At 57.5% G+C, this 19,229-nt stretch carries 13 protein-coding genes; 9 read left to right on the plus strand and 4 right to left on the minus strand.

Annotated features, from left to right (window positions below):
* Positions 1-107: 107 nt before the first annotated feature.
* Complete coding sequence (locus tag AC1RO5_RS24635; RefSeq protein WP_493178134.1) at positions 108-1,148, minus strand: Ldh family oxidoreductase; 1,041 nt, start codon at positions 1,146-1,148, stop codon at positions 108-110.
* 228 nt (positions 1,149-1,376) lie between these two features.
* Here AC1RO5_RS24635 and AC1RO5_RS24640 point away from each other — a divergent pair, with 228 nt between their 5' ends.
* Both AC1RO5_RS24640 and AC1RO5_RS24645 read left to right on the plus strand, forming a co-directional pair.
* A complete protein-coding gene (locus tag AC1RO5_RS24640) occupies positions 1,377-6,200 on the plus strand; it encodes a dermonecrotic toxin domain-containing protein (RefSeq protein ID WP_493178136.1) in 4,824 nt (1,607 codons plus the stop codon).
* A gap of 98 nt (positions 6,201-6,298) precedes the next feature.
* The gene (locus AC1RO5_RS24645) at positions 6,299-7,300 is read left to right on the plus strand and encodes a FecR family protein (RefSeq protein ID WP_493178137.1); all 1,002 of its coding nucleotides are present in this window, start codon (positions 6,299-6,301) and stop codon (positions 7,298-7,300) included.
* A 56-nt stretch (positions 7,301-7,356) separates the two neighbouring features.
* Here the strand turns inward: AC1RO5_RS24645 and pvdQ are convergent, their stop codons facing one another.
* The gene (gene pvdQ, locus AC1RO5_RS24650; protein WP_493178139.1) at positions 7,357-9,702 is read right to left on the minus strand and encodes a bifunctional acylase PvdQ; all 2,346 of its coding nucleotides are present in this window, start codon (positions 9,700-9,702) and stop codon (positions 7,357-7,359) included.
* 233 nt (positions 9,703-9,935) lie between these two features.
* Here pvdQ and AC1RO5_RS24655 point away from each other — a divergent pair, with 233 nt between their 5' ends.
* Positions 9,936-10,337: a fe2+ zn2+ uptake regulation protein gene (locus AC1RO5_RS24655; RefSeq protein ID WP_493178141.1), complete on the plus strand. Its 402-nt coding sequence runs from the start codon at positions 9,936-9,938 to the stop codon at positions 10,335-10,337.
* Here AC1RO5_RS24655 and AC1RO5_RS24660 read toward each other — a convergent pair.
* On the minus strand, positions 10,327-10,515 hold the full coding sequence (locus AC1RO5_RS24660; RefSeq protein ID WP_007937845.1) for a hypothetical protein: 189 nt from the start codon (positions 10,513-10,515) through the stop codon (positions 10,327-10,329). The two genes, AC1RO5_RS24655 and AC1RO5_RS24660, sit on opposite strands and share 11 nt — an antisense overlap.
* A gap of 158 nt (positions 10,516-10,673) precedes the next feature.
* Between AC1RO5_RS24660 and AC1RO5_RS24665 the strand changes: the two genes are divergently transcribed.
* From AC1RO5_RS24665 to AC1RO5_RS24690, 6 genes are all read left to right on the plus strand, one after another.
* Positions 10,674-10,811, plus strand: coding sequence for a hypothetical protein (locus AC1RO5_RS24665; protein ID WP_493178143.1), 138 nt, complete (start codon positions 10,674-10,676; stop codon positions 10,809-10,811).
* Positions 10,812-11,110: 299 nt separating this feature from the next.
* Positions 11,111-12,352 (plus strand): MFS transporter, encoded by a 1,242-nt coding sequence (locus AC1RO5_RS24670; protein ID WP_493178144.1) that lies wholly within the window; start codon positions 11,111-11,113, stop codon positions 12,350-12,352.
* Positions 12,353-12,373: 21 nt separating this feature from the next.
* Positions 12,374-13,504: a LuxE/PaaK family acyltransferase gene (locus AC1RO5_RS24675; protein WP_493178145.1), complete on the plus strand. Its 1,131-nt coding sequence runs from the start codon at positions 12,374-12,376 to the stop codon at positions 13,502-13,504.
* Position 13,505: 1 nt separating this feature from the next.
* On the plus strand, positions 13,506-15,908 hold the full coding sequence (locus AC1RO5_RS24680; protein ID WP_493178147.1) for an acyl-CoA reductase: 2,403 nt from the start codon (positions 13,506-13,508) through the stop codon (positions 15,906-15,908).
* A 39-nt stretch (positions 15,909-15,947) separates the two neighbouring features.
* Entirely contained in the window at positions 15,948-17,237 is a 1,290-nt protein-coding gene (locus AC1RO5_RS24685; RefSeq protein WP_493178149.1) for a phenylacetate--CoA ligase family protein, read from the plus strand.
* Positions 17,237-18,199, plus strand: a complete 963-nt coding sequence (locus tag AC1RO5_RS24690; protein ID WP_493178150.1) for a GNAT family N-acetyltransferase — start codon at positions 17,237-17,239, stop codon at positions 18,197-18,199. The genes AC1RO5_RS24685 and AC1RO5_RS24690 overlap by 1 nt, the downstream gene beginning before the upstream one ends.
* Here AC1RO5_RS24690 and AC1RO5_RS24695 read toward each other — a convergent pair.
* Entirely contained in the window at positions 18,188-19,114 is a 927-nt protein-coding gene (locus AC1RO5_RS24695) for a LysR family transcriptional regulator (RefSeq protein WP_493178152.1), read from the minus strand. The genes AC1RO5_RS24690 and AC1RO5_RS24695 overlap by 12 nt on opposite strands.
* Positions 19,115-19,229: the final 115 nt, after the last annotated feature.

Consider the following 19,229-nt stretch of genomic DNA (forward strand, 5'->3'; position numbering starts at 1 on the left):
CCCCCCCCCCCCCCCCCCCCCCCCCCCCCCCCCTCCCCCCCCCCCCCCCCCCCCCCCCCCCCCCCCCCCCCCCCCCCTGGCTCCTACAAAAAAAAAGCGTGGTTATTTCAAAGCCCAGCCAATTCCCGCAGATTGGCCAGCGTCTGAGCATCGAGTGCAATGCCTTCAACATTGGCTTTGGCGCGCTGTTGGTGACGCCGATCACCCGGTAAACGCTTGAGCCCGACACCGTGCATCTGCCGGACCAGTTCCTGACTGCGTTCGGCAAAGTTTTGCCCCGCCGCTTTGCTCGGGTCGATCACGATCAGCAGTTGCCCGGTCCAGGGGGTTTTGGCCCCCGGATGGTTCGACCAGTCGAACTCGAAAGAAAAATTGCCACCAGTCAATGCCGCCGCCAACAACTCCACCATCATCGACAGCGCCGAGCCCTTGTGCCCGCCAAACGGCAGCAACGCGCCACCTTCGAGAATTGCTTTCGGGTCCTGAGTCGGCTGGCCGAGGCTGTCCACGCCCATGCCCGCTGGCAAGCGTTCGCCTTTACGCGCGGCGATCTGCACGTCGCCATGGGCGATGGCGCTGGTCGCCAAGTCGAAGACAATCGGCGCACCGTCGGCCCTGGGCGCGGCGAAGGCAATCGGGTTGGTCCCGAACAGTGGACGATCGGCACCGTGCGGCACCACGCAGGTCATGCTGTTGACCACGCTCAGTGCCACCAATCCTTCATCGGCAAACGGCTCGACGTCTGGCCACAAGGCGGCGAAGTGATGGGAATTGCGGATCGCCAACACCGCAATGCCGGCACTGCGGGCTTTTTCCACCAGCAAGGGCCGCGCCGCCGCGAGAGCCGGTTGGGCAAATCCATTACCGGCGTCAACCCGGACAAAACCCGAGGCCACGTCCTCGACCACCGGCACAGCCTGGCCATTGACCCAGCCGCTCTGCAACGTCGACACATAACCGGGAATACGGAAAACACCGTGACTGTGAGCCCCGTCACGTTCGGCCCCGGCACAGTTGAGGGCCAGGGTTCTGGCGACATCGGCTGAGGTGCCATGGCGCAGGAAAATCTGTTCGAGCAATTGAACGAGCGCGTCGAAATCGAGGTTTGGGGTGTTCGAGTTGACGGCCATTTCAGGCGATGCAGTCATCTGAAGCTCCGGTTTTATTATTGGGTATGGGCAACAGGTCAAGCGAGGTTACTGGGCAACCGAAAAAGTCGTCGATTAAGCGCTGTTTTACCAGCGTCCTGTCAAGACTGCGACAAAGAATCAGCTCAAGCAATATGTACCGCACCCGGGCTTTCCGTTGGTCCTACTGTTTTCCCTCGAGCCAACAACTTGCGATCGCCAGCGATCGCAGCCGATCGAGGAAAAACCATGACTGCTCCAGCACTGCCGTATTTTTTCGACGAGGCAGAACGTGCATCCAATGCCAAACAACCCGGTGATCGCGAGAAAGCGCTGAACTTCACCCTTGATGACCTGAAATGGTTAAAGGGCGTTTACCTCCCGACCCAGGTAGCGCGCAAGACACACAGCAAACCTATGCACGTCGACCGATTGCTTCTAAGCCAGACCAGTGCGGCCGACATTCCACTGGCCGGTGCCTTTGCAATAAGCCGACCCAATGACGGCGAGGTAACGCTCTACACACCCTGGAAAGGTCTGATCAAATTCGCCGACATGGACGACGTGAAAAGCAAACTCAAGGAGTGGCTGGTGCAGGACACCGGAAAGCGAGAATTACTGCGCTACCTCTCAATCGAACAACGCACCGCTGTGCTGGCAGCCGCCACGCCAGACATCACCATACAAGCCATCGAAGGAGCGGTATTTCAGGATCAGGAGGCCGCACTCGAGCGCAATGGAGCGCACAACATCCAGGCGATGATGGCCGAGCTGATAAAGACTCCGACCCTGCAATCGATGCTCGATGAAACCCTCAAGATTGCCTTGGCCAGGTCCTTCCCCGGATTGGACCAGCGCCACACGCGACTGGAGAGCTTTATCAACACCGTTTCCGCCTTCGACAATACCGAAAATAGCCACAAGATGTCCGCGCTACCGCTGGGCAACGCCCTCCTGCAGTATTACCTGACCAATCAATGGCCCGTCGGCGACTACCGGATTTTTTCCAACCCCCGGCACGGCGTGAGCAGCAACGCCGATAACCAGGCATGGGAAAGTGCGATCACGGAAATCGCGCAAAGTTTTACACCACACCTGCAAAGCCTGCTCGAGACGTTCTGGAACATGCCCATGAATGGCGGACGATCACGCGCGGAGTTTTTAACTGAATGCATGCGCGACACCTATCACGTGAATCTGTTGCTCAAATGCCAGCAAGGTGTTTTGTCCGTGCAGCAATACCTGCGCCTTATGAACATCAGCCTCATGCCCACCCCGGGCGCTTCTCTGCGTATCGAAAAAGTGCGTGTCACCGCCCCCTACAAGCACTATGCGGAACTGGCCTCGACCTTGATGATCGGCGGTGACGATACTCTCGGTTTTTTGTACACCCAATCCCGAGGCATCGAGGCCACGAGCGACCTGCCCGCCATCAAGAGCATCGTGTTGCGCATGCTGAAAAGCGAAGGGCATGAAGACACGCTGCTCAATTTCATGTCGCTGGATGAGCGCGGCACGTTTCTTGATCTGAAACCTCACGATCCAGTGATTATCGGTGAACCGATTGTCGGTCCGGTGTTTGAACAACTGATGGCAGACGTGCTTGCCAAACAATTGCAAAACCTGAGCTACGCCTTGAGCCGGTACCGTGAAAGCGAAGGCACGCTCAACCTCCACGCCCTGCTCGACAAGGCGCTGGATGTTCGAGGCCTGATCGACGATCGGCTGCTGGTCCCCGACGCCGCCGGGCGCTGGAGCACCCAAGCAGACCAGCGCTGGAGCGCGCAACCGGCCACCGTGCGCGCCGAGTCGGCCAAAGAACAGCTGAGCCTGCTCTCCACGGTCGAACAGGCGCTCGAACAACGCCTTGAAAACCACCCCGCCATTCCCGCCGCAACCCGCACGGTCGCTGAAGCGCAACGTCTCGTCGGTTCATCGCTGGAAGGCTTGCAATCAAGCTTCACCCATATCCTGTCAACGGCGCTGCGCAGCGAACTCAAACTGCGAACCGTCGCCCATACGTTAGGTGCAACGGAACAGGCGATCATCAAAACGGTGCTCGATACCCCGGTGCGCCTGCAACGCACTGCACTTAACGGCTTTCTGCCCGACGTATTCTCTCTGGCGCTTAAGGTGGGCAACTCCGCCGACTTGTTGAAACTGGCCAGTTGTTTTGTGCTGACTGAACGAGGCGGACTGGACCCGATACATTCGGGCAAGGCCATTGTATGGACCCCGGCGCTTGGCTTTGAAGCATTCCCGTCACTCAAACCCTTGCTGACCGCACTTGAAAGACGCCTGCAAGACGAAGATGAACGTAGCACGCTGCTGGAGAACCTCGGACGCGGCCAGCGATTGCCCAGGCAGATAGTGAACCTGGCACCGCTGCAACGGGTACACGGCAATTTCTTCGATCATGTACAAAGGCCCAATGTTCACCTCGACCTGACGTCCATTGAGGATGCACTGAAGACACCGCTTTCCGTTACGAACCTATCCAGACTGCTGAACCTGGTGGCACTGCGCGAACCGAAGACGGGGTTACAACGTGCAACGGACATCGCCCGGTCCCTGACAACCCAGCAATTGCTTCCGGCATGGCTGGCAAAGGCCTCTATCGCAGACCAGATGCTGCACGGCGAACTGCTTCAGCAATATCTGAATAACGCCACCGATGACAAGGACTACCTGAGCGGCATTCGCACGTTGGCGCGCACCGCACACCATGAATTGCAGAAGCAACTCAAGGCAGACGCCTTCGACATTGACCCGGACAATGTCGAGATACACATCAGCCCACGCCCGACATCCGGGACAGTGATACAAACCCTGACCGAGTTTGCGTTGACCCACATTAAGGATCTGGAACAAACCGTCTTCAAACTGGTGTCGCTTAATGCCACCGCCATTCCTGACGACATGGACCAGAGTTACATCAAAAACCTGATACGTAACCTGAAGCTGGGCGAGCATCAGCAAGCGATATTGAACACAGCTTTTGCCGATACGCACGTCAGCGCGGCGGATCGCAGAAAGCGGTTCGCCACGCAATTGCCCTGGCAATTGATGCACTACGCCCATTCGGAAAAACTGCAGGAGCGTCTGAGCGAGACCGGGTTTGATCTGATCCGGCAAGTCATGGACATGCCCGACGCCATCGCCCGTGCCGCAGTCGACGGCGCAAAGGCGATCATCCGCCCACTTGAGTTCATAGGTATCAAGAGCGGGCAGACAATCAAAGTGCCAGGCCTCTATTTGATCGGCTCAACGTCGGACAACGCAGGGCCACAGGTCCTTATAGCGCCCTATAGTCCTCGGCATGGCGTGAAAGAATATGAAAATGAACGACAACTGGTGACCGAAATGAAGACCCGGGGCGCGCTGCACGACTGGGTACTCAAGACTCTGCCGCAGCCTGATCGGATCCTGGTGGAAAACCGGATGACGCACACCAGTCATCACCTCAGCGAAGTTACTCTGGCGTCCAGTCCGATCAAGGGAAACCTGTTCAGGCACTTGTTCAACGACAATGCTGCGTTACTCACCCGTTTACTGGGGTGTCAGTCGGACAACCATGCTCAGGGCGAATGGGCAACCATCAAGCATGTATTGGGTGAGGACTTGCATCAGGCTTTTACGTTTTTCATGGGCAAACTCGCTTATCCGATCACGATATGGCGCAGTTACCGGGACATCAAGCAGTCCGCCGAAGACCTGCAAACGCACAAGTGGGGCCCCGCTATAAAGGCGTTCATCAGCGGCATCGGGCAACTCGCCACCTTGCGGCAATCGATGGAAAACCAGACGCCCTCATCCTTGTCCGTGATTGAGCCGACACCCGCAACACCCGACACCCGGTTCAAATGGAAAGACGTCGACATCACCGCTCCAGAACGCACTCACTTGCAGCGCTATGAGAGTCCCGATGTCGACCTGGGCTCGTTGACGCCGAACCCGACGCTTGGGCTTTACACCCATCCGACGACAAAAAAACACTATGCCCCGGTTGAAGGCAAAGTGTATCCACTCGAAAAACGGGGCGCGCGTTGGTGCATCGGCGGCGACGATGCCCATGGTCCCAATCTACGCCAGAACACCTCCAGACAATGGGTGCTGGATTTGAAAGCGCTGGCTCCGCGCTACAGCAGGCGTAACAGGTTGGAGACAGCTCTTTCAGTAAGGGAAAGCATGAATGTCGAAGCCGATGGAATGGCAGAAATCCGCATGCTGTTTCCCGTCAGGGCTCGAGTGATCGACGAAAGTCTTGACCAGGCGACCACGTATGCCTGGAACGCTTTCCGCAACCTGCAACTACTCAAAACCCCGGGTAACAAGGTCACGCCTGTACATCAGGTCATTATGGAGTTTCTCGATGTACCGACAGTGCTGCCCGAACATATGACGATGCTGGAAAAAGTCGTCGGCGATATTTTTGGTGCTTTGCTGGATCCCACACTCAGGGATGCCAAGTCCAGGCGGTTTGTGGTCGGGAGAACCCATGAAGAAAGGGAAAGTACTTTCGCCTTCACGATTCCTACGGACCTCCAGCGGAAAGTCTACCTGGCAGAGAAATTCTTTCTCCCGCATTTAGACCATTACCGCAATTATCTGTCTGATGCATCTTTCCCCATCCGGCCTCATGCCCGCGCTTCCACCTTGATCCACGAACTGTCGCACATTGTGTGCGACACAGAAGACCTTGGTTATCTCGACGCCTCCAGACCTTTTGCCGACTTGATAGAAACGTCGAGCGCCCGGGCCAGGCAGCTCAAAAAAGCATTGACTGATGTTCAGCGGACCGCCTTATCGAGCAAGTCCCCCTTGAATCAACTGTTCAAGCTCGAGAACGCTGATTCCGGGCTATGGGAAGATTTTGGCAGTACCACTTATGACAATACTGATCGGATGCTGGAGCATGTTTTGAAATTAACGGGTGAACAGACTCTGGACGATGCCCGCAAGCGCTTCATGAGGGACTCAACGACCAGACTGGCTGTGCAACTCGGCAATGCTGATAGCGTGTCCTGGTTAATCGGTCAGTTAGGGCGCCAATTGCACACCAGCACTCCTTGAACCATAAAAATAAGCGCCACTTTGATGGGGAAATGCCATGACGGTTGTTCTCGCAGGCTTCCCCTCAAGGTTAGAATGCAGGAAATCAGGATGAGTCAATGACCGACCACTCTCTCTCCCAAGCCCAATACGACGCCATCACCGATGCCGCTGCGCACTGGTGCATGCGTCTGCATGCCACCGACTGCACGGCCGAGGAACGCCTGGCGTTCGAGCAATGGCGTGATGCTCATCCGCTGCACGCCTTCGAGTACGAAGCCATGCTGGAGATCTGGGATGTTGCGGGGGATTTGCCTCGTCCCGAATCCGCCACACCGGCTGTTCGGCTCAAACCGGCAACGCCCTGGCGCACCTTCGGCATCGCCGCCACCGTCTGCGCCCTGGCGCTGCCACTGGCGGCGTATACCGGATGGAACCTGGGGTGGCTGCCCAATGCTTACCAGCATTTCGAGGCGACCGATAATGTTCGTCAGGTCACGCTGGGCGACGGCAGCCAGGTGGAGCTGAACCTGGGCAGTGAACTGACGTTCAGCAATTACAAGGATCAACGACGTGTCACGCTGAAAAAAGGCGAAGCCTTCTTCAGCGTCAGCCACGATGTGCAGCACCCGTTCATTGTCAGGGCGGGCGACGGCAGGATTCGCGTCACCGGCACCCAATTCAACGTCTGGATGTATGAAGACCAGGTCCGCGTGAACCTGATCGAGGGTTCCGTGCTGGTGACCAGCAACGATGCCCTGCCCGGCGACGGTCTACGTCTGGAACCTGCGATGCAGGCGCGTTACAGACACGGTGACTTCACCCCGCAAATCAGCCAGACCTATGCCAACGACCAGTCGCTGGCCTGGCGCAGCGGCAAACTGGTGCTTGATAACCTGGCGCTGACCGATGCCCTGCCCCTGATCAATCGTTATCTGAACAAACCGGTGATGCTCGCGGACCACAGCGCTGGTTCGATTCGCCTCGGCGGTATCTACAACATCAAAGAGCTCAACAGCCTGGTGGCTTCGTTGCCCAAGGTGCTGCCGGTCTACCTGACCCGCAACCAGGACGGCAATCCGGTCCTCAACTCGATGCCACAACAAGCCCCAAAAAGCTGAAGGCTGCCACCCTTGCGGGGTGCGGCCTTCACTTTTTCATTTAAACGCTGTTGCTGTTATTGCGCGGCGATCTTCCCCACCTTTTCATCCTGCTCGCGGATCGTCTGAGCCTGGTACTGCGGATCAGCCGTGATCTGCTGCTCAGTGAACGGCAACACACTCAACTGTTTCTTCGAAAAGGCCAGTGTCTGGTCCCGGGAATACTTCGACGTTGGGTCACTGGACAACGAAAATGCCAGCAAACCCTGAGCCTGCGGCCCTTTGTCATCGAACGTCACCACCTGCAAATAGCTGGTGCCACTGACAACTTCGCGCTTGCCGTCGGTTCTCGGCACACTTTGAATGGCGTTATACACACCCAGCGTGCCCGGCCCGCCGTGGATCGGCGTTTGCTGCCCGCCACTGCTGGCCACCTGGATATCTCCCCAGCGGCTGTCGGCCTTCAGGCCAAGGGTCTTGACCTTTTCTACCGAGGCCAGCATCGCCGCCCGAAGCGCTTTGGCGACTTCCGGTCGCTCGATTGCCAGGCCACTCGGGGTGTGTTGCGGATCCTTCGGATCGAACACCACACGCCACAGGTCAGAGACTTGCTGCAACTCCAGCATGACATTCTGAAAATGCACAAAGCCCAGCCCGCTGTCCAGATTCACTCGGTGATCCCAAGCCTTGAGACTGGCACACAACGACGTCAGCGTCGGCGCATCGGGGCCGAGGTCCGCGGCACAGAATTGCAGCAGGTCCGGCATCACCAGGGCCGCCTGATACACCTGATCGTCCATCACCATGTGTTGCAGATCCGCCGCCGCTATAGGGCCGGCCTTCTTCAAGCTGCCCAGACGCTCCAGTGCGAAGCGCGAACGCAGCCCCAATGGTTGGCTGTCCTGACTGATCAACGGTGAGAAACCGGTGAGCGGTTGCGCCGGGTTGGCCATCCACGCCGAATCGTTGGAATGCTGCACAAAATCCTTGCGCAGCAGTTGCGGCAATTTGTCTGCCGCATAAATACCTTTTTGCGCGGCGTGCGGGTCGATGTCCCAGGCGCAAGCACTGTTGGAGCCATCGAGCAGAATCATCTGGAGTCCGGCCCGCGGATCGCTGCACTTGGCCAACTTGTCGGTACTGACGTTCGGCACCACCGACAGGTTCATGTAAAGCGTCTGCCCCTGATCATCCACCGCCAGGGTGTTGACCCACGGGATCCCCTGAATCTTGTGCACCGAAGCCTGTAAATCCTTGAGGCTGGTGGCACGGTTCATCGCGTACCACTGCTGCAAGACCCGGTCGTTATCCAGATTGGCATCGCGCAGGCTGTAGGCAAACTGATTGTTCCAGTCCAGTTTTCCTGGCCATTGCACAATCGGCCCGAACTCCGAGCTATAGACCACATGGGAAATCTGCCGGGTCTGGCCATCGGGTTGCTTCACGCTGACCGCCAGCGTCTGCTTTTTCATTGGCAAGGACTTGCCATCGAGCAAGTAGCGGGTCGGGTCCTTCGGATCGAGTTGCAGGCGATACAGGGTGAAATGCTTGGACGAATCCACGGTGTGGGTCCATGCCAGATGCTGGTTGAACCCGATATTGATCATCGGCAGACCGGGCAACGCGGCGCCCATCACGTCCAGTTTGCCGGGAATGGTCAGGTGCATCTGATAGAAACGCATCCCGCCCGCCCAAGGAAAATGCGGGTTGGCCAGCAGCATCCCGCGACCGTTGAACGAACGCTCGCTGCCGACCGCAACGGCGTTGCTGCCACGATCCAGAGCGAACCGTTGCATGCGCGAAGCCGCCAACTGGAAGGACGCCGGGTCGCCTGCCGCATGAGCGACGGCTTTAGGTGGAGTCGCGCCGGCCAGCGCTTCGGCAAACTGGCCCACACCGCCTTCGACCAACAGACGACGGGTCAACTTGACCAAGTCCTGGGCGGTAATCGCGCGCACCCATTCGCCCTGGCATTGCTTCGGCAGACCCTGCGCCTGACGCTCTGTCAGCGAACGGTTGTAACCCGCCACATAACCTTCAATGAGCTCACGGACCTCAGGGGGTTGCGCCTGCCAGAAACCGGCGACAGCCTCGGGGGTGTTCAGCCAGTTGAAAAACAGATCGCTGGCCAGGTTGCCGCGCTCTTCGACCGTCACCTGCTCCGGGCCAAAATACCGCGAACGCTCGCCATTGACGGTGACGATCTCGTTGGCCAGCAAGCACAAGTTGTCTTGAGCGTAGGCATAGCCAATGCCATAGCCGAGCCCGCGCTCGTTTTCGGCACGGATATGCGGTACGCCGAAACTGGTACGACGGATGTCGGCCGTCACCTGCTCTGACTGGCTGCGCGCGTTTGCCGCAAGGCTCAGCCCCAGAAACACACCCGCAAGGCTCAACCTGGTTAACTGCCTGGAAATAATCACGCTCGCTCCTGATCGAAAAGACGTATGACACGCAATGCGCCTTTCAGAAAAACGAAGCAAATGACAAAAAAATTAGGCCTTTGAGGGCATCCCCCACGCCCATCTCACAGAGCGCTGACGTCGCGGCGACAAATTTTCTACATGCGGGTCTTCATTATTTCCCGGCTCGTTCGTCTTATTGATTGAGAGCACCCATCACATTTCATGATCAGGCTCTGAAAAGGAGTTTTTGCATGTACAACCCGCAACTGCCAACGGATGGTAGCCATGCATCAAAGGACAGCGCCATGAACTCCGGCGTTTTCAACCAACAGACCGAACGCCAGGGCAACGAACGGATCAGGTTTCTGCTCAAGTGCTTTGGCCTGCGAACCAGCCTGGTTCGCCTGAAAGTCATCGACGCCTTGTTGAGCGCCGCCGAAAGCGACCGCAGCCTGGGCGTGCGCGGCGTGCACAGTCACTTGCTGGAACTGGACATTCCCCTGTCCTTTCTCAGTGTCCGCGAAGTGTTGAAACGCTTGTGCAGTGAAGGCGTGATTACGCTCAATCCGGACAAAAGCTACAGCCTGCATCCACAGGCTGTCGCCGTCCTTCATGGTGAGCAATCAGGCCAGAAGGCGTCGCTCAAGGCTTGACCTTGCGACGCATCACGCCATTGATGACCACCACGATCACCGCTACGCCAATGGCGATGTACTGGAACAGCTTCTCGCTGATGAACCCTGCGTTTTGCAGCCAGGAAAGGCCGAACATGATCCCCAGTACCACCAGGGAAATCAGAATCGAGTATTTCAAACGTTGTGACTGGGTCATTACGGGTTCCTGAACCAAAAAAATGTATCCGGTTTGTATCCGATTGCATACCAAACCCCTACAGTTCTGCGCGAATGAGAGGCTGCAAACGGGGTCTCATGTTACAGCCGATGAAGAGTTTTGACTTCATTGCGACGATAACCATGAGGATTTTTGAAATGCTCCGTCGAATCACACGGCTGATTCCACTGCTCGCCCTCCTGACCCTGAGTGGCTGCATCATTTTTCCTAATAACGGCTGGCATGGCGGCCACCATTACGACCGTGGCGGACCGGCCTACTATCAGCATCGATAACGTTAAATTACTTTCTTGACCAGTGAAAAACTTACTATTCACTCTCAAGACGAAGAACTTATCCTACAAGTTACGTACAAATGCCCGCTCTATAGCGGGCATTTACTGTGTAGGATTATTCTTATCTCACTGTAATTTTATTTACAAAACCCCACTCATCTTTCCCCTGAACTCCCAGCCAGACACATAACGAAAAGTCTTGTAACTCTTAGCCTCCCACAAACACATATAATTATTCATGAGCCATGGTTATTCTTGCCCTGCTGCCTTATCTAACTTCCAGCACCAACAGGAACACCATGCGCAAGCCTTTGATAGATATAAGTCCGCCTCGATTATTGGGGTTTTGTCTTGCAATCACTCTTTTCGAACTGCTGACTTATATGGCCAGCGATATGATCATGCCGGCCATGTTGACCGTAACCCGTCAACTGGATGCCAGTCCGAGTCACGTTCCATATGCCTTCAATCTCTACTTGATTGGCGGCATTCTTCTGCAGTGGCTTATCGGTCCATTGTCCGATCACTTCGGTCGTCGCAGGCTGTTGCTCATCGGTTGTGCGGCGTTCGCTCTGGCCTGTGCCGCGGCGTTCTACGTGCAGAGCATTCTTGCCTTCAACGGCTTGCGCCTGATTCAGGGCATCGGATTGGGATTTGTCATTTCAGTCAGCTATCCCGCCCTGCAAGAAGTCTTCTGCGAAGCCGACGCGGTAAAAATCATGGCGTTGCTGGGGAACGTTGCGCTGCTCTCCCCGCTGCTCGGCCCACTGCTTGGCAGCCTGGCGCTGGAATGGCTTTCCTGGCGGGAGCTGTTTTTAGTGTTGGGTGTCGGCGGCGCGATGGTCTGGGTCGGGCTTTACCTGTTCATGCCGGAAACCGTGGGCACTGTGCGCCAGGACGGTCAACAATTGGCTGCAGTGCCCTTTGAATGGAGCGGCACTGTACGCCGATACGCCGCTTTACTCACCAACACGCAATTCCTGAGCGCTACCGTCGCCCTGGGTCTAATGAGCCTGCCGTTGATTGCCTGGATCGGCCTGGCGCCAATCTTGCTGATCCAGAGCCAGGGACTTTCTCCTCTGCAGTATGGCCTGTGGCAAATCCCGGTATTTGCGGCTGTCATTCTCGGCAATCTGATACTCAACCGATTGATTGCCAACACTGAACTGCCCCAACTAATTCGATATGCGCTCTGGCCATTTTGCGGCGGGCTCATTGCATTGATCACCATAACGTTCACCGGTGCTTCAACGGTGCTGTTGGTCAGTTGCCTATCGCTTTACGCCATCGGTCTTGGCATGAGCAATGCCGCGCTGTACCGGCTCGCCCTGTTCTCCAGCGACGACAGCAAAGGCCTGGTCTCGGCCATGATCGGCATGATCTCCATCGCCGTCATGGGTGGCGGCGGCTCGATTATCGCCGCACTGGGTGCCGGTGACAGCCTTGAAGCCTTCGCCCTGATGGCCGGTCTCACGGGACTCTTGTGCCTGGCGCCCTTGCGACTGTTTCTGCGCAGCTCTCATATCACGCTTGCCGTCTGACACCACCCCACAGGTCTTTTGATGATCCATCTACCCCACACCGATGCGCTTTGCGCGTTAACGCAACCCTATTGCCTGGAATCCATGCCAGAAGGTCTTTTCGATCAGGCGATGGGTGAAATCAGCCTGTTTCATTGTCATCACACGCCCGGATACGAACGCTGGCTGAATGCCAATGGGCTCGATGCCAACACCCTGGAGACACTGGATGACTGGTCCAGGCTGCCGCCGATTTTCGCCAATTACTTCAAACGTCATTTGTTGTTCGGCCCTTCAGGCGAAGATGCATTGGAGCTGACATCATCCGGCACCAGCGGCCAGAAGAGTCGCATGCGCTACGACCATCGCAGCATGACCGCGGCACAAGGCATGGTGAACCACATCTTCCGGCATTACGGCTGGGATACTCCGGACACCCCCTGCAATTACCTGCTCCTGAGCTATGAACCCGAGGCTGCCACCACGTTGGGCACGGCCTACACCGATCAGTTTCTTTGCAGCTATGCCCCCGTCAACCGAGTCGTTTACGGCTTGCGCCTGACCGGAAAAGGCCACGAATTCGACCTTTTCGGTGTGATTCGTGCCTTGCGGGAGTTTGCCGAGGAAGGATTGCCCGTTCGCATTATCGGTTTTCCGGCATTCCTTTCGCATGCGCTTCAATGCATGGAGGACACCTGCGTGGCCGATTTGCAGTTGCCTGCCCAGTCACTGGTGTTTCTGGGGGGGGGCTGGAAAACCCAGGCCGCGCAGGAGATTCCCCTGCATAAGTTGTATGCCCGAATCAACCGGCAATTGGGTATCGACCTGTCCCGCTGTCGGGACGGTTACGGCGCCGTAGAGCATGCCGTGCCCTATATCCAGTGTGCCCACCATCATTTTCATGTACCGATTTACTCGAAGGTTTTCGTGCGCAACCCATCCGATTTCACCGTCCAGCCCTACGGCCAGCGCGGCTTGCTGGGATTCGTCTCCCCGTACATTTCGTCCAGCCCTGCTCATGCTGTGGTCATGGGCGATCTGGCGACATTGCACCCCGGCACAAGTTGCGGATGCGGCCTGAAGACCGATTGGTTCGAGCTGCATGGACGTGCCGGCACCACCGCCAGTCGCAGCTGTGCCATGGCCGCTTCAGAACTGATCGGGAGGGCTTGATATGTACCTGATCAATGGCCAGTTGCGTGATGACATCACCCCGCAAAACGCTCTGCAACTCCTTCAAGAATCATTGCCTGGACTGCTTTCTGCACCGATCGATAGCGAGACCGTCATCGAGTCCGCCGCTCGCTTTGCGGCGCAGTTGCAAACTCGTCGCCTGGATCTGTCCCTCGACGACGACCAATATCAAGGGCTTATCGATTTCTGCCAACACAGCAACTTGAGCACCAAGCTTGAGCGGGAACTGGGCCGGCGACCGCGTTCGCTGCGACGTATCGACTACCGCCAGCCAAGCTTCGAAAGCTGGCATCCATTGGGGCTGGTGGTGCATGTCACCCCGGGTAACGCACCGATGCCGGCGTTCTTCGCGGTACTAGAAAGCCTGCTGGCCGGCAACATCAACTGGCTGCGCCCCAGCTCCAGCGATCAGGGTTTGACCGCACAATTGCTCGCCGCCCTTGTGCGTTGCGACACCAGTGGCAGACTGGCCGAATTCGTAGCGGTTCTGCCGGTGGACACCTCTGATATCGCTCAACTCTGCGCCAAGGCCGATGGGGTATCCGCCTGGGGCGGAGAAGCGGCGCTTAAATCGATCCGCCAGCAGATCCCGTCCGGCTGTCGCTGGATCGATTGGGGACACAAGATCAGCTTCGCCTACCTGTCACCTGATGCGGCGTCGCCTTCGGCGCTCGATGCCCTGGCGGATGAAGTCTGTCGACTGGATCAACAAGCGTGTTCCAGTCCTCAATGGGTGCTGGTGGACAGCAACGATCCGGCCGTCTTGCAGAACCTCGGAGATCGACTGGCCGAAGCCTTCATCCGTCGCGCCCCACACTGGCCGGCATTAACGCCGACAGATCAGGAAGCATCGGAAATCACCACCCGCACCGCCATGGCACGGCTCGATCAGTGCTTTGCCAATCAGACCGGCCAAGTGTGGACTGGCCTCGGATGGCGTGTCATCTGGGAGCACCATCAAACGCTCGCGCCGTCACCGCTGTTTCGTACGATTGTGCTCAAACCGGTTCCTCAGCATCAGCTCGCCGAGACGCTACAGCCCTGGCGCAACTTCCTGCAAAGCTGCGCGTTGATGTGTCCCTCGGCAGAAACGCCCAAACTCGTTCGAACGTTAGTCAATGCCGGCGTCAGCCGCATAGCGCCTTGCGAATCGATCCATGACGGATACACCGGTGAGCCCCACGATGGCGTCTACGCGCTGTCGCGTCTGAGTCGCCGCCTCTCGGTGAGCTTGCTCCCACATGTCTCGGCAGGTCGTGCAACGCTCGACCCGGTTCCACCCGCCCCCGATGTATCCCATGACCCGATCATGGACAAAGACACTTTTATGGCCCAGCCGATCGGCTCCGCAGCACAGTTGTACTTCCGCTCTGGTGGAAGCAGCGGGATCCCGGCCTTGGCCGGTTTTAGCTATCGAGACTTTCAACGGCAAATGCGCGCTGCGGCCGACGGCATGCTCTGCATCGGGCTCGATCCGACAAAGGACCGGGTAATGAATCTGTTCTACGGCGGCAACCTGTACGGAGGTTTTTTCAGCTTTTCGAACATTCTCGAACAGATGGGTGTTGCACATTTGCCCATGGGCGCTCCCCAGGACGATGACTTCAGTGAAACCGCCCGACTGATCGTGGAGCAGCGTGTCACCGTGCTGATCGGCATGCCCAGTACGCTACATCGCCTGTTTCTCAAAGAACAGGCCCAACTTCGCGCCTACGCCGGTGTCAGCAAAGTGTTCCTTGGCGGCGAGCATCCGGGAGAGGCCAGTCGGCGCCTGATTGAAAGCTGTGGGGTGTCGACGATTCGCTCCGCCATCTATGGCTCCGTCGATGCAGGCCCCCTGGGGCATGCCTGCCCGGCGACGGCGGACGGCGTGTTTCACTTGATGTGTGAAACCCAGCACCTGGAAATCGTTCATCTCGAACAGGATGTTCCAGTGCAGGCTGACGAGATCGGCCGTCTGTTGTTTACGTCTCGCGCCCGACAAGGTCAGCGCGTGCACCGATATGACATCGGCGACACCGGCCGCTGGATACCCGGGATTTGCCCTTGCGGACTGGAGTCGCCGCGATTCGAACTGCTGAGTCGACACGGCAAGCTGGTGCGGATTGGCACGGAATTCATTTCGCCTGCGGTGCTGGAACTCAGTGTGGGATCCCCCATTCAAGTGGTCCTGGACCACGCCGCCGACGGGATCGAGCGAATGCACATTCTCGCTGATGCAGACGCCACCTGGGTCCACGAAAAACTGCTGACCCACGAAGCCTTGGCGAATGCGGTGCGCGCTGAACTTTTAATTGTGGAGGTGACGACATGCGCTGAACAAACATTCACCCGAAACAAACACAGTGGCAAAACCCCCTTGATTATCGATCAACGAAAATAAAAAAGTCGACGCAAGACGCTCACTATAAAAGAGAATCCCGTGAAGCCAACTTACTCGCTTGAACAACTTGTACCTTATATAAGACAACACTCCAACTTCTACCGTAAACATCTGGAACACTTGCCCGCGAACGGGCTTAGTTTAAAAGATATGCCATTAACCAATGTGGCCGACTATTGGTCCGGTAGCAACGACTTGAGTCATTGGTCAGTCCTGACCGGAGATGTCGATGACGCACTGGTATTTAAAACCGGAGGCTCGACCAGCCAGGGCAAACTTGCGGTTTACTCCTCCGAGGAATGGCAAGCATTGGTCAGCACGTTCGGCGCCAGCCTCTCAGCTCAACTGAACAACGGCGACCGGGTTGCCAACCTGTTTTTTTCAGGGGATCTCTACGCCAGCTTTCTGTTTATCCACGACTCCCTGGCTCATGTCGGGCGACCCATCTGTGAGTTTCCGTTTACCGGCAGCGTCGAGCTCGACGTACTGGCAGATGCCATCGCACGACATCGGATCAATGTTCTGGCCGGAGTGCCGGCACAGTTACTGCGATTCGCGGCCTACCTGGCACAGCATCAGCTTGTGTTATGCGGGGTCGAGACGCTGCTGTACGGCGGCGAAAGCCTGTTTACCGCGCAGTTGGCAATGCTCGCAGAAGTATTCCCCAACGCCCGCATCGCCTCGATTGGCTATGCCAGCGTAGACGCCGGACTCATTGGCGCCAGCGATCGCGACTGTGCATTGGGCGAGCATCGGGTATTCGAACCACAAACCCTGCTGGAAATCATCGATGAGTACACCGGTGAAGTGATTGAAGAATGCGATCGCATCGGGTTGTTGGTACTGACCAACCTTACACGCCAGCTCATGCCGCTGCTGCGTTACCCGGTAGGAGACCGTGCCTGTTGGCGTGAACCGACCGCAACCCCGATGCGTAAATTCGCCCTCAAGGGGCGCAGCGCCCATAGTCAACGTATACGAGTAGGTGTGCTGTCGCTGTTTACCGAAGAGATACACGAGATCGTTCAGCGCGCAGCACGCACTGAGCAATGGCAATTGCTGATCGAGCAGGCCGGCCACAAGGATCTGTTGAGCGTGAAGTGGGTGCCCGAACCTCACTTGCAAACCGTCGAACCGGATCGCCGCGCATTGCTTGAAGCGCTGCTTGCCCACTACCCCGCCATCGACGACCTGAGCCGCGAAGGTCTGCTGGAGTTACGGGTGCTGACCTGCGCAACCACCGATCTGAAGCTTCACCCTCGTTCGGGCAAACAACTCAGGGTGGTGGATTTGCGAGTGTATGACGCTCCCTCGCTGGAGCCTGTGTGATGACCCAGTTGATATTTCGCGCCTACCGCCCCTCCGATGCAGGTGCCGTGAGCCAATTGTTTCGAGAGGTCTACGGCGATCATTACGTTCAGCCGGATGTCTACCTGCCAAACATGATCAGTCAGCACCACGCCACGGGGCGCTGGCAATCGATGCTGGCCGTGGACAACGCACGCGTTCTGGGGCATGCCGCATTGTGTCGCGACACGCTTTCGAATACCGCGGAACTGGCCTTGAGCGTGGTGCATCCCGCCGCACAGGGACAAAGTATCGCAACTCACCTGGGCCGCGAGTTATTGAGGCAGTCAGGTTCTCTGGGGCTCACGAGCGTCTCGATCAAGCAAGTGACCCACCATCCCTACACTCAACGCATGGCAGAAAAGATCGGTTTTCACAGCACTGGATTGCTTCCCGACTATGTCCCTTCGCCATTCGCTGAACCACTCCCGGAAACCATCGTGATGGGGTGTCGCATGGTCGAAGGACACGAGCGCCCGCTCCCCGACATCCCCTGGCCCGAACGCTACCGGGCGCTCATGAAGCACCTGTGCTCGGTGTTCGGAACCCGGCAGGATATAGCGTCGCGGTCGGAGATGCCTTTGCAAATAAAGCAACACCAGCATCGGTTCGATATTGTCATTCAGCGCTTGAACAGACACTTGCTCCAACAGCTCTGGCAACTGCCCAGGCAGTGGGCGATCTGCGCCAGACTCGAACTGTCCCGGCACTTCACGCGAGACTTGCGAAGCTTTTCGGCGCTGGGCTTCGCCTTCACCGGCCTGATGCCCACGCCGGGCGGCAATGGCTGGTTCGCCCTGTTTCATCGAGGTGTCCAGTCTCGCCCCCTCAACCTGAACTGCCCACACATGCAACAGTTGCATGACGATTTACAGCAGAACGCCAACGCCACGATAGGCCACCACTGCGCCGACGCCCCCATCGGTGCCCGCTCAGCCGCGTGAGTCTTCTCTGTAAAAACCATTATCCGACTGCGCACAGAGCTCCACCATCCAGTCGACGAACACTCGCACCCGCCGGGACAATTGGCGGTGAGGGGGATAGAGCGCCGTCAGCGGCATACCCGGTGGCGGCACGTCCCTCAGGACCTCGATCAAACGCCCCTCTTTCAACTGGCGGGCCACGTGATAATACGGGGTCTGGACCAAGCCATACCCCGCCTCACACGCCGCCAGATAACCATCGGAGCTGTTGACCGCAACGTGCTTGGGCAGGTCGATCAACCGCAACTGGTCATCGACGACAAACTCCAGTCCATAGCGTTTACCTGTGCTACTGGAAAAGTACTCCACCATCTGATGCCCCTTCAGATCCTCCAGACATAGCGGAGTCCCGCAACGCTGCAAGTATTCGGGACTCGCACACGTGACCTGATCCAGTGTGGCCAGCGGCCGCGCCACCAGTGAGTCGTCCAGGGCCGAGCCGCCCCGCAACACGCAATCGACACCTTCACGGATCAGATCCACGGGCCGGTCATTCAAACCGATTTCCAGCTCGATCAAGGGATAGCGTGCAGTGAATTGTGGCAATGCCGGGATCACGATCAAACGCCCCACTCCCGCCGGCATATCCACTCGCAACAGGCCTTTGGGGTTGTGGCGAGCAGCGGAAAACACGGCTTCGGTTTCCTCCAGATCCGCCAGCAACCGCACGCAACGCGGGTAATAGGCTGCGCCATCGAGCGTCAGGCTGATTTGCCGAGTGGTGCGTTGCAGCAGTTGCACGCCCAGATGCGCCTCAAGTTGCTTGATCAGAATGGTGACGGAGGCACGCGGCAATTGCAGGCTGTCCGCCGCCTTGGCGAAGCCGCCCAGCTCGACGATTCGCGTGAATACACGCATGGCGTTTAAACGATCCATGGTCAGGGCTCGATGATTATTTAGAAATTACGAACAGTGATAGCACTTTTAGCCGGTTTATCTTCGTTCTGTCGAGATCGACACTAAGCGCCTACATCCACAGGGAGTTCATTTC

Source organism: Pseudomonas sp. GW822-FHT02G04 (assembly GCF_058802085.1).